This window comes from Cupriavidus sp. 207A1 (assembly GCF_057798955.1).
The window spans coordinates 392,078-412,587 of record NZ_JBYOJO010000003.1 but is presented as its reverse complement, the minus strand read 5'-3'; the positions used below and the strand labels follow the sequence as shown (position 1 = coordinate 412,587).

General features: G+C 68.4%; 14 protein-coding genes. 7 read left to right on the top strand and 7 right to left on the bottom strand.

Annotated elements, in window-relative coordinates; genetic code table 11:
• Nucleotides 1-136: 136 nt before the first annotated feature.
• A complete protein-coding gene (gene tsf, locus AC3FMM_RS07535; RefSeq protein ID WP_115709721.1) occupies nucleotides 137-1,015 on the bottom strand; it encodes a translation elongation factor Ts in 879 nt (292 codons plus the stop codon).
• 284 nt (nucleotides 1,016-1,299) lie between these two features.
• A complete protein-coding gene (gene rpsB, locus AC3FMM_RS07530; protein ID WP_012352954.1) occupies nucleotides 1,300-2,043 on the bottom strand; it encodes a 30S ribosomal protein S2 in 744 nt (247 codons plus the stop codon).
• 338 nt (nucleotides 2,044-2,381) lie between these two features.
• On the opposite strand from rpsB, the gene map reads away from it, so the two are divergent.
• The 3 genes from map (at nucleotide 2,382) to AC3FMM_RS07515 (ending at nucleotide 7,610) form a co-directional block, all read left to right on the top strand.
• Nucleotides 2,382-3,200 carry a type I methionyl aminopeptidase gene (gene map, locus AC3FMM_RS07525; protein ID WP_111517873.1) on the top strand — a complete coding sequence of 273 codons (819 nt, stop codon included), beginning with the start codon at nucleotides 2,382-2,384 and terminating at the stop codon, nucleotides 3,198-3,200.
• Between the two features lie 77 nt (nucleotides 3,201-3,277).
• Nucleotides 3,278-5,860: a [protein-PII] uridylyltransferase gene (locus AC3FMM_RS07520; RefSeq protein ID WP_115709723.1), complete on the top strand. Its 2,583-nt coding sequence runs from the start codon at nucleotides 3,278-3,280 to the stop codon at nucleotides 5,858-5,860.
• Between the two features lie 22 nt (nucleotides 5,861-5,882).
• On the top strand, nucleotides 5,883-7,610 hold the full coding sequence (locus tag AC3FMM_RS07515) for a pseudouridine synthase (protein ID WP_488686361.1): 1,728 nt from the start codon (nucleotides 5,883-5,885) through the stop codon (nucleotides 7,608-7,610).
• Nucleotides 7,611-7,755: 145 nt separating this feature from the next.
• Here the strand turns inward: AC3FMM_RS07515 and def are convergent, their stop codons facing one another.
• From def to smc, 4 genes are read right to left on the bottom strand one after another with little or no spacing between them, the layout of a single operon-like run.
• Nucleotides 7,756-8,289, bottom strand: coding sequence for a peptide deformylase (def, locus tag AC3FMM_RS07510; RefSeq protein ID WP_488686360.1), 534 nt, complete (start codon nucleotides 8,287-8,289; stop codon nucleotides 7,756-7,758).
• Between the two features lie 15 nt (nucleotides 8,290-8,304).
• Nucleotides 8,305-10,434, bottom strand: a complete 2,130-nt coding sequence (gene ligA / locus AC3FMM_RS07505; protein WP_326346907.1) for an NAD-dependent DNA ligase LigA — start codon at nucleotides 10,432-10,434, stop codon at nucleotides 8,305-8,307.
• Between the two features lie 12 nt (nucleotides 10,435-10,446).
• Nucleotides 10,447-11,787, bottom strand: a complete 1,341-nt coding sequence (locus AC3FMM_RS07500) for a cell division protein ZipA C-terminal FtsZ-binding domain-containing protein (protein ID WP_115680376.1) — start codon at nucleotides 11,785-11,787, stop codon at nucleotides 10,447-10,449.
• Nucleotides 11,784-15,299 carry a chromosome segregation protein SMC gene (smc, locus tag AC3FMM_RS07495; RefSeq protein WP_488686359.1) on the bottom strand — a complete coding sequence of 1,172 codons (3,516 nt, stop codon included), beginning with the start codon at nucleotides 15,297-15,299 and terminating at the stop codon, nucleotides 11,784-11,786. The genes AC3FMM_RS07500 and smc overlap by 4 nt, the downstream gene beginning before the upstream one ends.
• 439 nt (nucleotides 15,300-15,738) lie before the next feature.
• Here smc and AC3FMM_RS07490 point away from each other — a divergent pair, with 439 nt between their 5' ends.
• A complete protein-coding gene (locus AC3FMM_RS07490) occupies nucleotides 15,739-16,566 on the top strand; it encodes a ferritin-like domain-containing protein (protein ID WP_116312663.1) in 828 nt (275 codons plus the stop codon).
• 12 nt (nucleotides 16,567-16,578) lie between these two features.
• Here the strand turns inward: AC3FMM_RS07490 and AC3FMM_RS07485 are convergent, their stop codons facing one another.
• Complete coding sequence (locus AC3FMM_RS07485; RefSeq protein WP_488686358.1) at nucleotides 16,579-17,547, bottom strand: DMT family transporter; 969 nt, start codon at nucleotides 17,545-17,547, stop codon at nucleotides 16,579-16,581.
• A gap of 207 nt (nucleotides 17,548-17,754) precedes the next feature.
• Between AC3FMM_RS07485 and dapC the strand changes: the two genes are divergently transcribed.
• From dapC to AC3FMM_RS07470, 3 genes are all read left to right on the top strand, one after another.
• Nucleotides 17,755-18,969 carry a succinyldiaminopimelate transaminase gene (gene dapC, locus AC3FMM_RS07480; RefSeq protein ID WP_115709735.1) on the top strand — a complete coding sequence of 405 codons (1,215 nt, stop codon included), beginning with the start codon at nucleotides 17,755-17,757 and terminating at the stop codon, nucleotides 18,967-18,969.
• A 202-nt stretch (nucleotides 18,970-19,171) separates the two neighbouring features.
• Entirely contained in the window at nucleotides 19,172-19,999 is an 828-nt protein-coding gene (gene dapD / locus AC3FMM_RS07475; protein ID WP_012352965.1) for a 2,3,4,5-tetrahydropyridine-2,6-dicarboxylate N-succinyltransferase, read from the top strand.
• 89 nt (nucleotides 20,000-20,088) lie between these two features.
• Entirely contained in the window at nucleotides 20,089-20,472 is a 384-nt protein-coding gene (locus AC3FMM_RS07470; RefSeq protein ID WP_115680381.1) for a hypothetical protein, read from the top strand.
• Nucleotides 20,473-20,510: the final 38 nt, after the last annotated feature.

Here is a 20,510-nt window from a genome sequence, read left to right as displayed (position 1 = left end):
GCGGAAACAGACTGCTGCAATGCAACGCCGGCCGCGCCGTGCTGCACTACTTATGCAGAGGGGCACCTTGCGGCGCCCCTGCGGCATTATAGGCGCCCGCGCCGGCCCTGACGGCCGGCCCGGCGCGCCCCGGACATCAGCCCTTCTGGGCAGCGGCCACCTGGGCGGCCACTTCAGCGGCGAAGTCGTCCTGCTTCTTCTCGATGCCTTCGCCCACCACGTACAGGGTGAAGCCCTTCACGGTCGTGTTGGCGGCCTTCAGCATCTGCTCGACGGTCTGCTTGTCGTTCTTCACGAACGGCTGGTTGAACAGCGAGACTTCCTTCAGGTACTTCTGCACCGAACCTTCGACCATCTTGGCGGCGATCTCGGCCGGCTTGCCCGATTCGGCAGCCTTCTGCTCGGCGATGCTGCGCTCCTTGGCGATCAGGTCGGCCGGGACCTGCTCGGCCGACAGCGACACCGGCTTCATCGCGGCCACGTGCATGGCGACGTCCTTGGCGGCGGCTTCGTCGCCGTCGAACTCGACCATCACGCCGATGCGGGTGCCGTGCAGGTACGAGACCAGCTTGCCGCCGTTGGCGTAGCGGGTGAAGCGGCGGATCGTCATGTTCTCGCCGATCTTGCCGATCAGGGCAGCGCGGGTGGCTTCGACGCTGACGCCGTCGATTTCCAGCGCCGACAGCGCAGCCACGTCGGCCGGGTTCTGCTTGGCGACCAGCTCGGCCACCTTGGCCGAGAAGGCCAGGAAGTCGTCGTTCTTGGAGACGAAATCGGTCTCGCAGTTCAGCTCGACCAGCACGCCGGTGGTGCCGTCGATGAACGATGCCACCACGCCTTCGGCGGTCACGCGCGAGGCAGCCTTGCTGGCCTTGTTGCCCAGCTTGACGCGCAGCAGCTCTTCGGCCTTGTTCAGGTCGCCGTCGGCCTCGGTCAGGGCCTTCTTGCACTCCATCATCGGCGCGTCGGTCTTCGCGCGCAGTTCTGCAACCATGCTTGCGGTAATTGCCGCCATTTGTCACTCCTTGAATGGTTCGCGCCGGCTGCCGGCAGTCGCCCGCGGCACCCGGTCGGTGGGTCTTCAGCGCACCCGCGGCAGATCTTGCCTGGCGCGGATGACAACAATTCAAATTCGAAAAAAGGGGGCGCCAGATGTGCCCCCTTTTTTGCCCTGCTGCCGAAGTACCCCGGCTTGCGCCCTGCGCGCTGCCCGGCGTGCCGGGCGGCAGGCGATGCCTGCCTTGTCGTGTGTTGACGTGCGCGCTATCGGATTCCTTTCAGCAGCGGGCCGGGAGGCTATCAGCCTTCCTGCACTTCGACGAATTCGTCGTCGCCGCGGGCGGCTTCAACGACTTCCTGCACGGCGTTGGCACGGCCTTCCAGGATGGCGTCGGCCACGCCGCGCACGTACAGGGCCACGGCCTTGCTCGAGTCGTCGTTGCCCGGGATCACGTAATCGATGCCTTCCGGCGAGTGGTTGGTATCGACCACGCCGATCACGGGGATGCCCAGCTTGTTGGCTTCGGTCACGGCGATCTTGTGGTAGCCGACGTCGACCACGAAGATCGCGTCAGGCACGCCGCCCATTTCCTTGATGCCGCCGATCGACTTTTCCAGCTTGATCATCTCGCGCTCGAACATCAGCGCTTCCTTCTTGCTCATGGTTTCCAGCGCGCCGGCTTCCTTGGCGGCTTCCATGTCCTTCAGGCGCTTGATCGAGGTCTTGACCGTCTTGAAGTTGGTCAGCATGCCGCCGAGCCAGCGGGCGTCGACGTAGGGCATGCCGGCGCGGCCAGCTTCTTCAGCCAGGATTTCGCGCGACTGGCGCTTGGTGCCCACGAAAAGGATGGTGCCGCGATTGGCCGCCAGCTGACGCACGTACTTCATGGCGTCCTGGAACATCGGCAGCGTCTTTTCGAGGTTGATGATGTGGATCTTGTTGCGATGACCGAAGATGAAGGGGGCCATCTTCGGGTTCCAGAAGCGGGTCTGGTGGCCGAAGTGGCAACCGGCTTCCAGCATTTCGCGCATGGTCACGGACATGTAAATCTCCAAAGGGTTAGGTCTGAAGCCCGCCCCGACATTCCTGAAAAGGAACACCCCGGATAGGCGGGCCAGCGATTTCCAGCGGCAGGAAAGGACCCTGCCAAGTTAACCGACCTGGCCGGCGCAATTGCTGCGACGCAACCAGATCAGCCCGCTATTCTAGCAACAAAAGTACCGCCCGCTCAAGCCGCCGCGCTCTGTTCCGCCTCTGGCGGCCGATTCCGGGCGGCCCGGAACAGGCTGCGATCCGGCCTCGATGGTGCGATAATCCCACTTTGACCCATCGATTCCGGCGTGGCCAGTGGCCCCGCCATCACTTTTTCTGGCGACGCAGCATGAGCATTTACCTGAACACCGCCGAAGACATCGCCCACATGCGCGTGGCTTGCCGCCTTGCCTCCGAAGTCCTCGACTACATCACGCCCTTCGTGCAGCCCGGCGTCACCACCGGCGAACTGGACCGCCTGTGCCACGCCTACATGCGCGACGTGCAGGGCACGGTGCCGGCGCCGCTGAATTATGCGCCCCCGGGCTACCCGCCCTTCCCCGGCGCGATCTGCACCTCGGTCAACGACGTGATCTGCCACGGCATTCCCGGCGAGCGCGTGCTCAAGAGCGGCGACGCCGTCAACCTCGACATCACCGTCATCACCAAGGACGGTTACTACGGCGACACCAGCCGCATGTTCATCGTCGGCGAGGGCTCGATCCTGGCCAAGCGCCTGGCGCAAGTGACCTACGAGTGCATGTGGAAAGGCATCGCGCAAGTGCGCCATGGCGCGCGCCTGGGCGATATCGGCCACGCCATCCAGGTGCATGCCGAAGCCGCCGGCTACAGCGTGGTGCGCGAGTACTGCGGCCACGGCATCGGCAAGAACTTCCACGAAGACCCGCAGATCCTGCACTACGGCCGCCCCGGCACCGGCGCCGAGATCAAGGCCGGCATGATCTTCACGGTGGAGCCGATGATCAACGCCGGCAAGCGCGATATCCGCACCATGCCCGACCAGTGGACCGTGAAGACCCGCGACCGCAGCCTGTCGGCGCAGTGGGAGCACACGGTGCTGGTCACCGAGACCGGCTACGAGGTGCTGACGGTGTCCGCCGGCACCCCGGCGCCGCCGGCCTTCATCACCGATTCCGTGGCGGCCTGACGCCGCGCAGAAGCCAGGGCGCCTGACCGGGCGCCCTTCTTTTTCCAGCCGTGCCGACGAACCCTTCCGCCCTCTCCATGGACACCACGCCGGAACTGCTGCTGGCCGCGCGCGTGCGCGACCAGCTCAAAATCGACAAGCAGGCGCTGTTTGCGGACTTCAACGCCAGCGCCAATGCCGGCACGCTGACCACGCGGCTGCGCCGCGCCGTCGATGCCGCGCTGGGCGAGGCCTGGCGCGGGCTGGCGATGCCGGCGGACGCGGCGCTGGTGGCGGTGGGCGGCTACGGCCGCGGCGAACTGTTCCCGTACTCGGACGTCGACGTGCTGTTGTTGCTGCCCGCCGAGCCCGACCGGGAGACTGCCGGCAAGCTGGAACGCTTTATCGGCCTGTGCTGGGACCTGGGGCTCGAGATCGGCTCGGCCGTGCGCACCGTCGATGACTGCATCCGCGAGTCGCGCCAGGACGTCACCATCCAGACCTCGCTGCTCGAGGCGCGCCTGCTGACCGGCAACCGCAAGCTGTTCGAGGCGCTGCGCAGCCGCTACCAGGCCGACCTGGACCCGGCCGCGTTCTTCCAGGCCAAGCTGCTGGAAATGCGCCAGCGCCACGCCAAGTACCAGGACACGCCCTACGCGCTCGAGCCCAACTGCAAGGAAAGCCCGGGCGGCCTGCGCGACCTGCAGGTGATCCTGTGGATGACCAAGGCCGCGGGCCTGGGCGACAGCTGGAAGGAGTTGTTCGAGAAGGGCCTGCTGACGCAACGCGAAGCCCAGGAACTGGCCCGCAACGAGCGCCTGCTGAAGACCATCCGCGCGCGCCTGCACCTGGTGGCCGGGCGCCGCCAGGACGTGCTGGTGTTCGACCTGCAGACGGCGCTGGCCGAGGCCTTCGGCTACCGCCAGAATGCCCACAAACGTGCCAGCGAGCAGCTGATGCGCCGCTACTACTGGGCCGCCAAGGCGGTGACCCAGCTCAACAGCGTGCTGCTGCTCAATATCGAGGCGATGCTGTTCCCGAGCGAATCGCAGGTGACGCGCGTGCTCAACGAGCGCTTCGTCGAGCGCCAGGGCATGCTGGAAATCACCAGCGACGACGTCTACGAGCGCGACCCCCACGCCATCCTGGAAACCTTCCTGCTGTACGAGCGCACGCCTGGCGTGAAGGGGCTGGCGCCGCGCACGCTGCGCGGCTTGTACAACGCGCGCACGGTGATGGACGCGCGCTGGCGCAACGATCCAGAGAACCGCCGGCTGTTCCTGGCCATCGTGCAGGAGCCGCAGGGCATCACCCATGCGCTGCGGCTGATGAACCAGACCAGCGTGCTGGGCCGCTACCTGATCAACTTCCGGCGCATCGTCGGGCAGATGCAGCACGACCTGTTCCACGTCTACACCGTGGACCAGCACATCCTGATGGTGGTGCGCAACATGCGCCGCTTCGCCATCGTCGAGCACACCCACGAGTTCCCGTTCTGCAGCCAGCTGATGGCCAGCTTCGACAAGCCCTGGGTGCTGTGGGTGGCGGCGCTGTTCCACGATATCGCCAAGGGTCGCGGCGGCGACCATTCGCGGCTCGGCACCGTCGATGCGCGCCGCTTCTGCCGGCAGCACGGCATTGCGCGCGAAGACGCCGACCTGATCTGCTGGCTGGTCGAGCACCACCTCACCATGAGCCACGTCGCGCAGAAGCAGGACCTGACCGATCCCGACGTGGTCCATGCCTTCGCCGAAGTGGTCGGCAGCGAACGCTACCTGACCGCGCTCTACCTGCTGACCGTGGCCGATATCCGCGGCACCAGCCCCAAGGTGTGGAATGCGTGGAAGGGCAAGCTGCTGGAAGACCTGTACCACATCACGCTGCGCGTGCTGGGCGGCGCGCGGGTCGACTCGCATTCGCTGTGGTCGCAGCGCAAGCAAGACACCATCTCGGAGCTGCGCCTGAAGGCCTTCGACCCGGCGCTGGGCAAGTCGCTGTGGGCGCAGCTGGACGTGGCCTTCTTCCTGCGCCACGATTCGCACGATATCGCCTGGCTGACGCGCCACCTGTACAACAAGGTCGACAGCCCGGTGCCGGTGGTCAAGGCGCGCGTGTCGCCGGCCGGCGAAGGCCTGCAGGTGGCGGTCTACATCAAGGACCAGCCTGACCTGTTCGCGCGCATCTGCGGCTATTTCGAGCGCAAGGCGTTCTCGATCCAGGACGCCAAGATCCACACCACGCGCCACGGCTACGCGCTCGATACGTTCCAGGTCACCGACCCCGGCATGGCCGGCGATGGCGGCAATTACCGCGACATCATCGCGCTGGTCGAGCACGAGCTGTGCGAGCGGCTGCGCCTGCAGGGCGCGCTGCCCGAGCCCACGCAGGGGCGGCTGTCGCGCCAGTCGCGCAGCTTCCCGATCAAGCCGCGCGTCGACCTGCGCCCGGACGAGCGCGGCCAGTATTACCTGCTGTCGCTGTCCGCCAACGACCGCACCGGCCTGCTGTACGCCATCGCCCGCGTACTGGCACGGCATCGCGTGTCCGTGCACACGGCACGCATCAACACTTTGGGCGAACGCGTCGAAGACGTGTTCCTGGTAGACGGCAGCCGCCTGGCCGCCGACAACCGATTGCAGATTCAGCTTGAACAGGACTTGCTCGCCGCCCTCGCCATCTGAGGCGGGCGGGCATCATCAACCTATGACCGACAGCAATTCGCCGAAGCGCAAGACGCTAGGCATCAAGGCCGCCAGCGATACCGGCACGGCCGCGCGCAAGGGCGGCACCCGCCCCGTGCGCGTGTCCGACCTCAACCGCAAGCGCGTGCAGGCCGTCTCCGAGGGCATCAAGCGCGCCCAGCAGCGTGCCGGCAAGACCGGTGCCAGCGGGGACCAGGGCGAAGCGCCGGCGCAGCCGCGCCAGCCGCGCGCGCCCCGCCCTGCCGACGCCGAACGCCAGGCGCGTCCGCGCCGCTTCGAAGGCGGCGAGTCGCGCCCGCCGCGACGCTTTGGCGACGACGACAACCGTCCGCGCCGCACCGGCGACGAGCGCGGCGAAGCGCGCCCGCGCCGCTTCGAAAGCAACGAGTCGCGTCCGCCGCGACGCTTCGGCGATGACGACAAACGTCCGCGCCGTTTCGAAGGCAGCGAATCGCGCCCGCCGCGCCGCTTCAGCGATGACGACAAACGTCCGCGCCGTTTCGAGGGCAGCGAAGCGCGCCCGCCGCGCCGCTTCGGCGACGACGACAACCGTCCGCGCCGTTTCGAAGGCAGCGAATCGCGCCCGCCGCGCCGCTTCGGCGACGACGACAACCGCCCACGCCGCACCGGCGGCGAGCGCGGCGAAGCGCGCCCGCGCCGCTTCGAAAGCAACGAGTCGCGTCCGCCGCGCCGCTTCGGCGACGACGACAATCGTCCGCGCCGCTTCGAAGGCGCCGACTCGCGCCCGCGCCGCCCTGGCGACGACGAACGGCGCCCGCGGCCCGCGCCGTCGGGCGAGCGCCGCCGCGAAGGCACGGTGCCGGCACGCCGCTTCAGCGACGCGGCCGACCGCATCCGCACCGCCGGCCCCGCACGCTCGGAACGCCCGGAACGCGCACCAGCGCCGGCTTCGCGCCGCGAAGCGCCCGCGGCGCCGCGCGACGAATCCAGCCACGACGACGGCCTGGTACGCCTGTCCAAGCGCATGTCCGAACTCGGCCTGTGCTCGCGCCGCGAGGCCGACGAATGGATCCCGCGCGGCTGGGTGCTGGTCGACGGCAAGCCCGTGACCGAACTCGGCAGCCGCATCCGCCCCGACGCCGAGATCGAGATCCTGCAGGAAGCGCGCTCCGAGCAAGGCGAGCGCGTCACCGTGCTGCTGAACAAGCCGGTCGGCTTCGTTTCGGGCCAGGCCGAGGACGGCTACGAGCCCGCCGCGGCGCTGTTTGCCCCCGAGAACCAGTGGGAAGGCGACCCCACGCGCAAGCGCTTTGCGCCGTGGCAGCGCAAGAACCTGGCCCCGGCCGGCCGCCTCGATATCGACTCCACCGGCCTGCTGGTGCTGACGCAGGACGGCCGCGTCGCGCGCGCGCTGATCGGCGAGGATTCGACCGTCGAGAAGGAATACCTGGTGCGCGTGGTCTGGCACTCGCCGCACGGGCCGGTCGAGCGCAACATCAGCGCGGAATTCCCGGCCGATGACCTGGAGCTGCTGCGCCACGGCCTGTCGCTGGACGGCGTGCCGCTCAAGCCGGCCAAGGTCAGCTGGCAGAACGAAGAGCAGTTGCGCTTCGTGCTGCGCGAGGGCCGCAAGCGCCAGATCCGCCGCATGTGCGAACAGGTGGGGCTGCAGGTGGTGGGCCTCAAGCGCGTGCGCATGGGGCGCGTGGTGCTGGGGGATCTGCCGCCGGGCAAGTGGCGCTTCCTGGGACAGTTCGAGAAGTTCTGATAAAAAAAAGCGGCCTTGATGGCCGCTTTTGTTTTGAGGGGTCTTGGCAAATCGCCACCACCTCATCCCTGTACCGATTTGGTACTCCCTCTCCCGCCAGGGGGAGAGGGGAGCAAACCAGCAGCGTGCCGATTGGCATCGCCCTTCAATCGTCGCTGTTCGCCGGCAAATCCGGAAACAGAACCTCGGTAAACCCGAAGTTCGAAAAATCCCTGATCCGCATCGGATAAAGAATCCCCTGCAGGTGGTCGCACTCATGCTGCACCACGCGCGCATGGAAGCCCTCGGCCACGCGTTCGATGCGGTTGCCCATCAGGTCGTAGCCGCTGTACTTCAGGCGCAGGTGGCGCGGCACCACACCGCGCAGGCCCGGCACCGACAGGCAGCCTTCCCAGCCGTCCTCCATCTCGTCGGACTGCATTTCCAGCACCGGGTTGATCAGCACCGTCTTGGGCACGGTGGGCGCGTCCGGGTAGCGCGGATTGCGGTCGAAGCCGAAGATCATCACCTGCAGGTCCACGCCGATCTGCGGCGCGGCCAGCCCCGCGCCGTTGGCGTGGTCCATGGTGTCGAACATGTCTTCGATCAGCGTGCGCAGCTCCGGCGTGTTGAAGCGCTCCACCGGCCGCGCCACCTGCAGCAGGCGCGGATCGCCCATCTTGAGAATCTCGCGGATCATGGTTCCGTTCCCCGGTTATTCCTCGGCCGGCGCGGCGCCGGCTTGCGCCAGCAGGGCCAGCATGCCGGCCTCGTCCAGCACCGGCACGCCCAGCGCCTCGGCCTTGTCCAGCTTGCTGCCGGCCTCGGCGCCGGCGACCACGTAGTCGGTCTTCTTCGACACCGACCCCGCCACCTTGGCGCCGGCGGCTTCCAGCAGTTCCTTGGCGTCTTCGCGCGACAGCGTCGGCAGCGTGCCGGTCAGCACAAAGGTCTTGCCTGACAGCGGCGCCGGCGCCTTTGCCACCGGCTCGCTTTCCGGCCAGTGTACGCCGGCGGCGCGCAGTTGCTCGATGACCTCGACGTTGTGCGGCTCGGCGAGGAAGTTGGCGATCGACTGCGCCACCACCGGGCCGACATCGTTGACCTCGAGCAGCGCCGCTTCGTCGGCCGCCAACAGTGCATCCAGCTTGCCGAAGTGCCGGGCCAGGTCCTTGGCAGTGGCTTCGCCGACGTGGCGGATGCCAAGCGCGAAGATAAAGCGGTTCATGGTGGTCGCGCGCGACTTGTCGATCGCCGTCACCAGGTTGGCGGCCGACTTGTCGGCCATGCGCTCCAGCGCAGCCAGCTTGGCAATGCCGAGCTTGTACAGGTCGGCCGGCGTGCGCACGATGCCCTGGTCAACCAGTTGCTCGACCAGCTTGTCGCCCAGGCCTTCGATATCCATGGCGCGCCGCTGCGCGAAATGCAGCAGCGATTGCTTGCGCTGCGCCGCGCAGATCAGGCCGCCGGTGCAGCGGGCGATGGCCTCGTCCTCGAGCTTCTCGATATGCGAGCCGCACACCGGGCAGGCGGTCGGCATCACGAACGCGCGGGCGTCGGCCGGGCGCCGCTCGGCCACCACGGCGACGACTTCCGGGATCACGTCGCCGGCGCGGCGCACGATCACGGTGTCGCCGACATGCACGTCCTTGCGGCGGATCTCGTCCTCGTTGTGCAGCGTGGCGTTGGTCACGGTCACGCCGCCGACGAACACCGGCCTGAGCCGCGCCACCGGCGTGATCGCGCCGGTGCGGCCGACCTGCACCTCGATGTCCTCGACGATGGTGGTCATTTCCTGCGCCGGGAACTTGTGCGCCAGCGCAAAGCGCGGCGCGCGCGAGACAAAGCCCAGGCGCTCCTGCTCGGCCAGCGCGTTGACCTTGTAGACCACGCCGTCGATGTCGTAGGGCAGTTCGTCACGGCGCTTGCCGATGTCGCGATAGAAATCGAGCAGCCCCTGCGCGCCCTTCACCACCGCACGGTCCTTGCACACCGGCAAACCCAGCGCGGCAAAGCCGTCGAGCATGGCGCTGTGGGTCGGCGGCCGCTCCACGCCCTGCAGTTCGCCCAGCCCGTAGGCGAAGAACGACAGCGGACGCCGCGCCGTGATGCGCGGATCGAGCTGGCGCAGGCTGCCGGCGGCAGCATTGCGCGGATTGACGAAGGTCTTCTCGCCGGCCTCGGCCTGGCGCGCGTTGAGCTTGTCGAAGTCGCGGCGGAACATGAAGACCTCGCCGCGCACCTCCAGCACCGCTGGCGCCTGGCCCCGCAGCTTGAGCGGAATTGCCTTGATGGTGCGCACGTTGACGGTGACATCCTCGCCGGTCTCGCCATCGCCCCGGGTCGCGGCCTGCACCAGGCGGCCGTCTTCATAACGCAGCGACATGGCCAGGCCGTCGAACTTCAGCTCGCACGCGTACTCGACCGCGTCGGCGGCGCTGAACAGGTCGGCCTCGCCCGCCGCGGGCGCGCTGCGGCCCAGCCCCTGCGCGCAGCGGCGGTCGAAGTTCAACACATCGTCGTCGGCGAAGGCGTTGTTGAGCGACAGCATCGGCACCCGGTGCCGCACCGAGTCGAACGCCGCCAGCGGCTCGCCGCCCACGCGCTGCGTGGGCGAGTCCGGCGTCTGCAACTCGGGATGCTCGAGCTCCAGCGCCATCAGCTCGCTGAACAGCGCATCGTATTCCGCATCGGGAACGGTGGGCGCGTCCAGCACGTAATACTGGTAGTTGTGGCGGTCCAGCTCTTCGCGCAGCCAGGCCACGCGGCTGGCGGCGGCGTCGGCCGGCAAGGCGCCGGCGGGCGCGGAGGCATCTGCCTGCGCGCCGCGGTGTGTTGCGGTCATGGCAGGCTCCGGCTAGTTGCTGAACAGTCGCAGCGCCACCGGCGAACCGGCCGGCATGCCGCGCGCTTCCAGCTTCTGGTACAGCGCCTCGAGCTGGTTGAAGATGGCGACGAACGACGCTTCGGTCAGCGGCCGCATATTGTCGTCGACCAGTTGCGCGCCCATGCGCTGGGCCAGCGTATGGCCGTACTCGCACACGGTCTTGAACGGCCTGGCGGCCTGGTCGGCCACCGGCACGTCGAGCAGCAGCGTGATCTGGCGGCCGGACTTGACGGTGAGGTCGTCGCGCAGGAAGTTGGTGTCGCCGAACTGCAGCGTGAACAGCGGGCGCTGCACGCCCTCGGCATTGGCCTGGTAGCGGATAAAGCGGGTGCCGTCGCGCGACAGCACCAATCCGTCCTGCGTCGCCACGTTCTGCACGTAGGCGGCCGACCATGGCGCGCCGTCGGAGATCACGTTGACGCCCAGCTGCACGTCGCAGGCGGCGGCAAAGGCGTCGAGCTCGCGCGCGTTGGCGACGGTCTCGCCCATGTCCGGCAGGTCGGCCGAGGCGTCGAGCGACTCGGCCAGCGACTCGACCGCGGTGACGAATTCGGAGAACTCCAGCGCATTGAGCGGGCCGCCGCGGTTGGCCAGCTGCACGCCGACCTGCAGGTCTTCGTACTGATGGCCGGCGGTGACGGGCTCCCACGCGTTGGCTTCGGCACGCAGGCCTTCGATATGGACCGGCTTGGTGCCGGCGCGGCGCAGCCGGCCGGTCAGCGGCAGGATACGGTCGCCGGACGCCTTGCGTTCCAGGTGCAGCGGCACGATGCAGTCGATCAGCGGATCGACGATGGCTGGCGCGGGCTGGCCGTCCGGTACCGCAGCGACCGGAGCCGGTGCAGGCGCCGGCTCGGGCGCAGGCGCAGGCGTGGGAGCGGGAGCTGGCGCCGGTGCCACGGCGATAGCGGCATCCGCCTCGTCCTCCGATGCGCGCGACGCCGCGGCCCCGACCGCGACTTCCTCGGCGACGGCTTCGTCGGCATCGGCGCTGCTGGCCGCCGCGGCCGCGGCCGCGGCGACGTGGTTGTTGCCGGCCACGGCGGCACCGGTGCCGGCCGGTGCCTGCGCCAGCGTGGGCTCGCGCCGCGGCGGCTGCTCGGCGGCGGCTTCGTGCAGGCGCGCGGCGGTTTCCGGCGCGGTGCTCTGGCCGACCACCGGCTCGCGCATCGGCGGCAGGTCGTCTTCGGGCCGCAGCTCGCGCGGGCGGCGCGCCTTGCGGATCTGCCACTGGTTGTAGCCGAACACCAGCACCACGAAAACCAGGCCCGCGACGATCAGCGCGGTCTGCAGGTCCATATTGAGCTTCATGCTGCCTCCGCCATCGACACGGCTGCATCCATATCCACGGCCACGATCCGTGAAACGCCCTGCTCCTGCATGGTCACGCCAATCAGTTGATGAGCCATTTCCATGGCGATCTTGTTATGTGAGATAAAAACGAATTGGGTCTTGTCCGACATGCGCGCCACCATATTGGCGTAGCGCTCGGTATTGGCGTCGTCCAGCGGCGCATCCACCTCGTCCAGCAGGCAGAACGGCGCCGGGTTCAGCTGGAACATCGCGAACACCAGCGCGATCGCGGTCAGCGCCTTCTCGCCACCCGACAGCAAGTGGATGGTCGAGTTCTTCTTGCCCGGCGGCTGCGCCATCACCTGCACGCCGGCATCGAGGATTTCCTCGCCGGTCATGATCAGGCGCGCCTGGCCGCCGCCGAACAGCGACGGGAACAGCTCGCCGAAATGGTGGTTGACCTGGTCGAAGGTGCCTTGCAGCAGCGCGCGGGTTTCCTGGTCGATCTTGGCGATCGCGTCCTCGAGCGTGCCGATGGCGTCGTTCAAGTCGGCCGACTGCGCGTCGAGGAAGGTCTTGCGCTCGCGCGCCGCGGCCAGTTCGTCGAGCGCGGCCATGTTGACCGGGCCGAGCGCGTTGATGGCGTTGTTGATGCGCGTGACTTCGCCCTGCAGGTAGGACGGCTTGAGCTCGCCGGTCAGCTTTTCAGCCAGCGCGGCCTCATCCACCGCGGCGGCGCTCAGCTGCTCGCTGAACTGCTCCTGGTTCAGGCGCGCCGCCTGTTCCTTGAGCTGCAGCTCGGTGATGCGGTCGCGCAGCGGCTGCAGGCTGCGCTCGGCGGCCAGGCGCTGCTCGTCGTGCTGGCGCAGCTGCGCCGACAGCGCATCGAGCTCGGTGCGCGCGATGGTCAGCTTCTCTTCCTTCTCCGCACGGCGCTCCAGCGCTTCCTGCAGGCCGGTATGCGCGGTCTGCTCGTTGATGGTCTCGAGTTCGGCGCGGGCGTTCTCCAGCGATTCGGCGATGCGCTCGGCCTGGTCCGCCGCCACCTGGATATTGCGGCGCAGCTCGTCGATGCGGCTGGCCAGGTTGCGCTCCGCGAACAGCGCCTCCTGCGCGGCGCGCTCGAGGTCGCGCAGCTGGTGGCGCGCGCCGGAGAGCTTGCTGTCCAGCGCCTCGAAGGCCATCTGCTGGTCTTCGTGGGTGGCCTGCATCTCGGCCAGCGCGGCGTCGTGCTGCTCGAAGCTGGCTTCGGATTCTGCGCGGATCGCGCGCTGCTCTTCGATCTGCGCGTGGATCTCTTCCAGTTCCTGGCGGATCTGGCCGCTGCGGGCGGCATAGCGCTCCATCGCCTGCGACAGCTTGAGCACGTCCATCTGCAGCGTGTGCACGCGGCGGGTGGCCTGCTCGGCGCGGGCACGGGCGTCGCCCAGCGCCTGGCTGGCCTGGGTGTAGGCCGCTTCGGCGCGCACCGCTTCGGTCTTGGCTTCGTCGGACAGCAGCAATTGCGCGCGCGCCTGCTTGTGCAGGTTTTCGATTTCCTGCTCGCGCGCGAGCATGCCGGCCTGCTCGGAATCGGCGGCGTAGATCTGGATCGCGTTGCGGCCCACCAGGTGGCCTTCGGCGACCACGAACGAGGCGCCTTCGGGCAGCGTGTTGCGCGCGGCCAGCGCCTGCGCCATGTCGGTGGCGACATAGACGTCGGCCAGCCAGTCCTGCATCACCGCGCGGATCCCCGGCTCGGTGATCTGCACCAGCGCCATCAGCGGGCGCAGGCCCGCAGGCGTTTCCAGCGGACGGGCCGCGGCCGGCGGCGAGTAGAACGCCAGCTTGGCCGGCGGCGCGTCGGACAGGAAGGCCTTGACCCAGTCCAGGTTCGACACTTCCAGCGCGGCCAGCTTCTCGCGCAGCACGGATTCGAGCGCGTTCTCCCAGCCCGGCTCGATATGCACCTTCTTCCACAGCCGCGGCAGCTCGGCGAGTTCATGTTTGGCGAGCCACGGCTGTACCTTGCCGTCGGTCTGCACGTTTTCCTGCAACTGGCGCAGCGCCGACAGGCGCGCCTCGAGCGTGGCGATGGCGGCGGCTTCGCTGTGCACGCGCGCCTGCGCGGCGCGGCGCGCCTCATCCAGGCGCGGCACGTTCTCTTCGGCGTCGGCGAGCACGGCCTGGGCTTCCTCGACCAGCGCTTCCTGCTCGGCCAGTTCGGCCCGGGCCTGCTCCAGCCGGGTTTCGTCGGGGCGGTCCAGGCCCTTGTCTTCGGCCGACAGCCGTTCGCGGCGCTGTTCCAGCTGCTGCAGCATCTGGTCGGCGCTGCGCTGCTGCGCGGCTTCCAGCTTCAGCGCCTGCTCGGCCTGCATGATGCCGGCGCGCTGCTCGTTGAGCAGCTGCTGGGCGTCGCGCCATTGCGCTTCCAGCGTCGGCAGCTCGTCGTTCTGCTGCGCCACGGCCTCCTGCGCCTCGACCGTGCGGCCTTCGGCCACGGCCAGGTTTTCCTCGGCCTGCGCGAGCTCGTCGGTGGCCTGCTCGGCCTTGCCCTGCCATTGCTCGCGCTGCGCGATCAGCGCGGCGATCTGGGCCTGCACGCGGTTGCGCGACTCGACCACGTAGCGGATCTCGGCCTCGAGCTTGCTGACCTCGGCATTGGCTTCGTACAGGGCGCCCTGGGCCGCGTGCATGCCATCCGACGCGGCATAGTGCGCGGCGCGCATGGTTTCCAGCTCGGCCTCGACATGGCGCAACTGCGCGGTCTGCGCTTCCAGGTCGATCTGGGCCTGCTCGATGGCGCGCTGGTGGCGCTCCTGCTCCTGCTGCGCCTCGCGCTTGCGCAGCAGCCACAGCAGGTGCTGCTTTTCTTCGCCGTCGGCCTGCAGCGTCTTGAAGCGCTGCGCCACTTCGGCCTGGCCTTCGAGTTTTTCGAGATTGCTGCCGAGCTCGCGCAGGATGTCTTCGACCCGGGTCAGGTTTTCGCGTGTGTCGGACAGCCGGTTCTCGGTCTCGCGGCGGCGCTCCTTGTACTTGGACACGCCCGCCGCCTCTTCCAGGAAGATGCGCATGTCATCGGGCTTGGCCTCGATGATGCGCGAGATCATGCCCTGGCCGATGATGGCGTAGGCGCGCGGGCCCAGGCCCGTGCCCAGGAAGATGTCCTGGATGTCGCGCCGGCGCACCGGCTGGTTGTTGATGTAGTAGGACGAGGTGCCGTCGCGGGTCAGCACGCGCTTGACCGCGACTTCGGCGTACTGGCTCCACTGGCCCGCGGCGCGGCCTTCGGCGTTGTCGAACACCAGCTCGACGCTGGCGCGGCCGGCCTGCTTGCGCGCGGTCGAGCCGTTGAAGATGACGTCCTGCATGGACTCGCCACGCAGCTCGGACGCGCGTGACTCGCCCAGCACCCAGCGCACCGCATCGATGATGTTGGATTTGCCGCAGCCGTTGGGACCGACGATGCCGACCAGTTGGCCCGGCACCTGGAAATTGGTGGGATCGACGAATGACTTGAAGCCCGCCAGTTTGATCGAGGATAGTCGCACGGTTTCTCGTGTGGTATCGGCCACTCCGGCGGTAAAGCGGGGGCGGCCTGGTATCGGGTTTCGGGGCTATTGCACGGTTCGGAAAAGCCGGGCTGCGCGGGGACCGGGGCGGCGTGACGCCAGCACCTCAAAACACCCCTCCAGCCCGAGAATTGGGGCTAATCATACCATCGCAGATGCCTTCGCCGGCCCGTTTGGGGTCGTCCCCGGGTGGTCGCCGGGCAGTGGAATTCCCTTGCCTTTCCGACCCTTACAAGCGGTTTCGCAAGCACTTTGGCAGACCACGCGTGGGCAGCCCGCCACGCTTGCCCTGGCCCTCGCCCTGAAACTAATTAGGGTAAATGCTAGTCTCTGCTCTGTCGGCGTGATGCCGGATGCGCTCCGGTCCCACGCGCCATGAACGCCCCTTGCAGCCTTTGGCCAACCAGGAGGACAGAGCATGAGTGAACCGTCAGCGGCCGACCGGCCGTGGTCTGTCGACGACATCCGATACGAGGCGATCGACGTCGCGCGCGTGCGCGGCGATCGGGACCTGTTCTACCTGCTGGTGTCGGCCTCGTTTATCGAGAGCGGCTCCGACACCTATGCCGGCAACCTGGCCACTTATTACGCCCGCGTGCCCGAAGCCGCCGGCTGGCTGTCCGAGCACTGGGAAGCCGAGGAGCTGCAGCATGGCCTGGCGCTGCGGCGCTATGTCGAGCATGTCTGGCCGGAATTCGACTGGGAGCGAGGCTATGCGCGCTTCTTCGCCGAATACAGCCAGACCTGCTCGATCGACCAGTTCGAGCCCACCGAGGCGCTGGAAATGGCGGCCCGCTGCGTGGTGGAAACCGGCACGGCTGCCTACTACCGGGCGCTGGAGCGGGCCAGCGACGAACCGGTGCTGCGCGACCTGACGCGGCGCATCTCAAACGACGAGGTGCGGCACTACAAGCACTTCCTCCACTTCTTCAACCGCTTCGCCGAGGCCGAGCGCCTGGGCCGGCTGCGCGTGCTGGGTGCGGTGGCGCGCCGGCTGCTGGAGATCAAGAACGAGGACGCGGCGATCGCGCTGCGCAACGTGCTGCGCATGGAACGCGGGGTCGAGTCGGTGCCGGAAGCGGAAGTGCGGGCGCTCAATACGCGCGTGTCAGGCGTGATCCGCCGCAACATCCCGATCGAGATGACGGTCAAGATGCTGCTGCGGCCGCTGCAGCTGCACCGCGGCGTGGAGCGCGCGGTGCGCGCGCCGCTGGTGGCGATGGTGTCGCGGGTGATCCTGCACTGAGTTGCGCCGGAGCTAGTGGCAGGCCGCGGCCTCGGCGCCCGCGGCCGGCGCGGGCGCGGCGCGGCTGCGGTGCACCAGCCCGGACAAGGCGCCGGCGGCGATGATGCACAGGCCGCCCGCGGCCTCCTTCCAGCTCAGCACCTCGGTCGCCAGCCACCATGACGACACCGCGGCGATAACGATCTCGAACAGCATCAGCAGCGACACGCGGTTGGCCGGCAACCGCTGCAACCCGTACTGCACCACCGAGTTGCTGACCACCAGCACCGCCGCCAGCCCCAGCACCAGCATCGCCGCGCTGACCTGCGCGCCCGGCACCACCGCCACCGCCGGACCGTCGAGCAGCAGCGCGGCCGGCACACCGACCACGGTGCAGCCGAGGTAGACCACCACCGTGCGTACGCGGGCGTCGGTGTCCGGAAAGCGCTGCCCGGCGCGGCGCGACAGCACATTGTTGACGGCAAAGCCCATGCCGCCGACCAGCCCCGACCATTCCGCGGCCGAGCCGGGCAGCGGCACGCCGACCTCCGGCGTCCACAGCATCAGCCCGGCGCCGAACAGCGCCAGCCCCACCAGCGCCAGCCCGGCCGCCGACAGCCGCTCGCCCAGGAACAGCCGTGCGAACAGCGCGGTCCAGACCGGCGTCAGGTAGAACAGCAGCAGCACGCGCATCACATGCCCGTTGACGCTGCCCCAGACGAAGCCGGCGTTGGTCACGCCCGCCGCCAGGCCGATCGCCAGGAACAGCCAGTGCGGCCGCAGCCCGCCCAGGTGGCGGCGGAACGCCAGCAGCGACAGCACCGCCGCGACCGCGCTGACCAGCGCCGCGGCATGCATGCCGCCCAGGCCCCAGCCGGCCAGCACGCGGTACGGGAACCAGGCGATGCCCCACACCGAGGCGCCGATCAGGACGGAAAGCGATGCCTTGACCGCATGGCGGTCGGCCGGCGCCAGCGGCGCCGCAACTGAATTTGTGCTCATAAAGGGAATCGGTGCGAGGCGAGCCGGCCCGCCCGCCATGCGCGGCAGGCAGCGTCCGGACGGCGCCGGCGGCATCACCGTGGCGTGATGCCCGCCATCCGTGGCGGCCCAACCCTCGCCAAAGACCGCCTGGCGGGCCGGGCCGGCGCACGGAAACCCGCGCCGTTCCTCTATAATGCGTCGTTTTAACCGGCCCCGACTGACACCGTGAATCCGCGCCTCGACCTGCTCCAGCCCTACCCGTTCGAGAAACTGCGGGTGCTCTTTGCGCAAGTAAAGGCTGCCGACAAGCCGGCCATCAGCTTCGGCATCGGTGAACCCAAGCATCCGACGCCTGCGTTCATCAAGCAAGCGCTGGCAGAGTCGCTTGCGGGGCTGGCAAATTATCCCACAACGGCGGGTTCCGATGCACTACGGCAGTGCATCGCGGGCTGGCTGGAGCGCCGCTACGGCCTGCCCAAGGTCAATGCCGCCACCGAAGTGCTGCCCGTGACCGGCTCGCGCGAGGCGCTGTTCGCCTTCGCCCAGACCGTGGTCGACGGCACCCGGCCGGGCGCGCTGGTGCTGTGCCCGAACCCGTTCTACCAGATCTATGAAGGTGCGGCGCTGCTGGCCGGCGCCACCCCGGTATTCGCCAACAGCGACCCGGCGCGCAACTTCGCCCCGGCCTTCGACCGCATTGCCGACGACGTCTGGCAGAAGGTGCAGCTGCTCTTTGTCTGCACCCCCGGCAACCCGACCGGCGCGGTGCTGTCGCTGGAAGACTGGCGGCAGCTGTTCGCGCTGTCCGACCGCTACGGCTTCGTGATCGCCTCCGACGAGTGCTATTCCGAGATCTATTTCGACGAGGGCCGCGCGCCGCTGGGCGCGCTCGAGGCCGCGCACAAGCTCGGCCGTGCGAACGGGGCCAACCCCTTCGAGCGCCTGGTGGTGTTCTCGAGCTTGTCCAAGCGCTCCAACGTGCCGGGCCTGCGCTCGGGCTTCGTCGCCGGCGACGCCGCGCTGCTGAAGCAGTTCCTGCTCTACCGCACCTACCACGGCGGCGCCATGAACCCGGCGGTGCAGAGCGCCAGCATCGCCGCGTGGAACGATGAAGCGCATGTGCGCGAGAACCGCGCCGCCTACGTGCGCAAGTTCAGCGAAGTCACGCCGATGCTGGCGCAAGTCCTCGACGTGGCGCTGCCCGATGCCGGCTTCTACCTGTGGGCCGACGTCTCGCGCACCGGCCTGTCCGATACGGAGTTCGCCGCGCGCCTGCTGGCCGAGCAGAACGTGACCGTGCTGCCGGGCAGTTACCTGGCGCGCGAAGCCGACGGCATCAACCCCGGCGCCAACCGCGTGCGCATGGCGTTGGTGGCGACGCCGGAGGAATGCGTGGAGGGGGCGCGGCGGATCGTGGAATTCTGCAAAGGGCTCGGCTGAGGCCTGATTGTCCATTTGTGTTCTCCCTCTCCCCTCATGGGGAGAGGGCCGGGGTGAGGGGTGGTTTAGCAAGGCACCACGCCCGTAGAACCGCCCACCCTCACCCCCTGCCCCTCTCCCGCAAGCGGGAGAGGGGAGCAAACAAGAGGTCGAGGCTGAGACTCGACGACCGAACATCAACATCAACCCTGAGAATCCAACCATGACGCAAGCTCTGCAAGCCCTGATCGACCAGGCCTGGGAAGACCGCACCAGCCTGTCGCCGAAGTCCGCCCCCAATGACATCCGCGAGGCCGTCGCCAACGTCATCGGCCAGCTCGATGCCGGCACGCTGCGCGTGGCCGAGAAGCAAGGCAAGGACTGGATCGTCAACCAGTGGGTCAAGAAGGCCGTGCTGCTGTCGTTCCGCCTGGAAGACAACGCGCCGATGAGCGCCGGCGGCTTCGCCCAGTTCTACGACAAGGTGCCGACCAAGTTTGCCAACTGGAGCGGCGACGACTTCGCCAAGGCGGGCTTCCGCGTGGTGCCGCCCGCGGTGGCGCGCCGCGGTTCGTTCATTGCAAAGAACGCGGTGCTGATGCCGTCGTACGTCAACATCGGCGCCTATGTCGATGAAGGCACCATGGTCGACACCTGGGCCACGGTCGGGTCGTGCGCGCAGATCGGCAAGAACGTGCACCTGTCAGGCGGCGTGGGCATCGGCGGCGTGCTGGAGCCGCTGCAGGCCAACCCCGTGATCATCGAAGACAACTGCTTTATCGGCGCGCGCTCGGAAGTGGTCGAAGGCGTGATCGTCGAGGAAAACTCGGTGATCTCGATGGGCGTGTACCTGGGCCAGTCGACCAAGATCTACGACCGCGAAACCGGCGAGATCCATTATGGCCGCGTGCCGGCCGGCTCGGTGGTGGTGGCGGGCAACCTGCCGTCCAAGGACGGCAAGTACAGCCTGTACTGCGCCGTGATCGTCAAGAAGGTCGACGCGCAGACCCGCGCCAAGACCAGCCTGAACGACCTGCTGCGCGGCGACTGAGCGCCGCTCGCGGCCCGCATGGGCCGCGACGCCCCGGGGCCTGGCTCCGGGGCTGATTTACCGTCGTCACCCGCCTGGCCAGGCTGAACATGCCCTCCCTCCGCAAGCGACTCATGGCCCTGGATCCCACCACCGTCAGCACCGTGCTTTCCCTGCTGCCCACCATTCTCGAGCAGGCCAACAAGACCCTCGAGAAACTGAAGAAGAACAAGCGCAAGGACGGCACGCCCGAAGGCGCGGTGGCCGACGCGCGCGACCCGGCGGCCCGCATCGCCGAACTGGAAGCCGCGCTGGTGCAGCAGGCCGAGGCCGTCAAGCTGCTGGCCGAGCAACATGCCATCACCATCGACGCGCTGCGCAAGGAAGCTGCCCGGCTGGACCGGCGCCTGCGCCTGATGACGGCGGTGGCGATGGGCGGCGTGGCGCTGGGCCTGGGCGGCCTGGTGATCGCGCTGAACCTGCTGTTGCGCTGAAGCCGCGGGCTTCCCCATCGAACTCCATCAAGACTTGC

What these genes read in the sequence shown, in the direction of transcription:
- dapD (WP_012352965.1), top strand. Translation starts at nt 19,172, where the DNA reads ATGACGCAAGCTCTGCAAGCCCTGATCGACCAGGCCTGGGAAGACCGC.
- AC3FMM_RS07500 (WP_115680376.1), bottom strand. Translation starts at nt 11,787, where the DNA reads ATGAAGCTCAATATGGACCTGCAGACCGCGCTGATCGTCGCGGGCCTG.
- def (WP_488686360.1), bottom strand. Translation starts at nt 8,289, where the DNA reads ATGATCCGCGAGATTCTCAAGATGGGCGATCCGCGCCTGCTGCAGGTG.
- AC3FMM_RS07490 (WP_116312663.1), top strand. Translation starts at nt 15,739, where the DNA reads ATGAGTGAACCGTCAGCGGCCGACCGGCCGTGGTCTGTCGACGACATC.
- AC3FMM_RS07470 (WP_115680381.1), top strand. Translation starts at nt 20,089, where the DNA reads ATGCCCTCCCTCCGCAAGCGACTCATGGCCCTGGATCCCACCACCGTC.
- AC3FMM_RS07485 (WP_488686358.1), bottom strand. Translation starts at nt 17,547, where the DNA reads ATGAGCACAAATTCAGTTGCGGCGCCGCTGGCGCCGGCCGACCGCCAT.
- rpsB (WP_012352954.1), bottom strand. Translation starts at nt 2,043, where the DNA reads ATGTCCGTGACCATGCGCGAAATGCTGGAAGCCGGTTGCCACTTCGGC.
- map (WP_111517873.1), top strand. Translation starts at nt 2,382, where the DNA reads ATGAGCATTTACCTGAACACCGCCGAAGACATCGCCCACATGCGCGTG.
- AC3FMM_RS07520 (WP_115709723.1), top strand. Translation starts at nt 3,278, where the DNA reads ATGGACACCACGCCGGAACTGCTGCTGGCCGCGCGCGTGCGCGACCAG.
- tsf (WP_115709721.1), bottom strand. Translation starts at nt 1,015, where the DNA reads ATGGCGGCAATTACCGCAAGCATGGTTGCAGAACTGCGCGCGAAGACC.
- ligA (WP_326346907.1), bottom strand. Translation starts at nt 10,434, where the DNA reads ATGACCGCAACACACCGCGGCGCGCAGGCAGATGCCTCCGCGCCCGCC.
- AC3FMM_RS07515 (WP_488686361.1), top strand. Translation starts at nt 5,883, where the DNA reads ATGACCGACAGCAATTCGCCGAAGCGCAAGACGCTAGGCATCAAGGCC.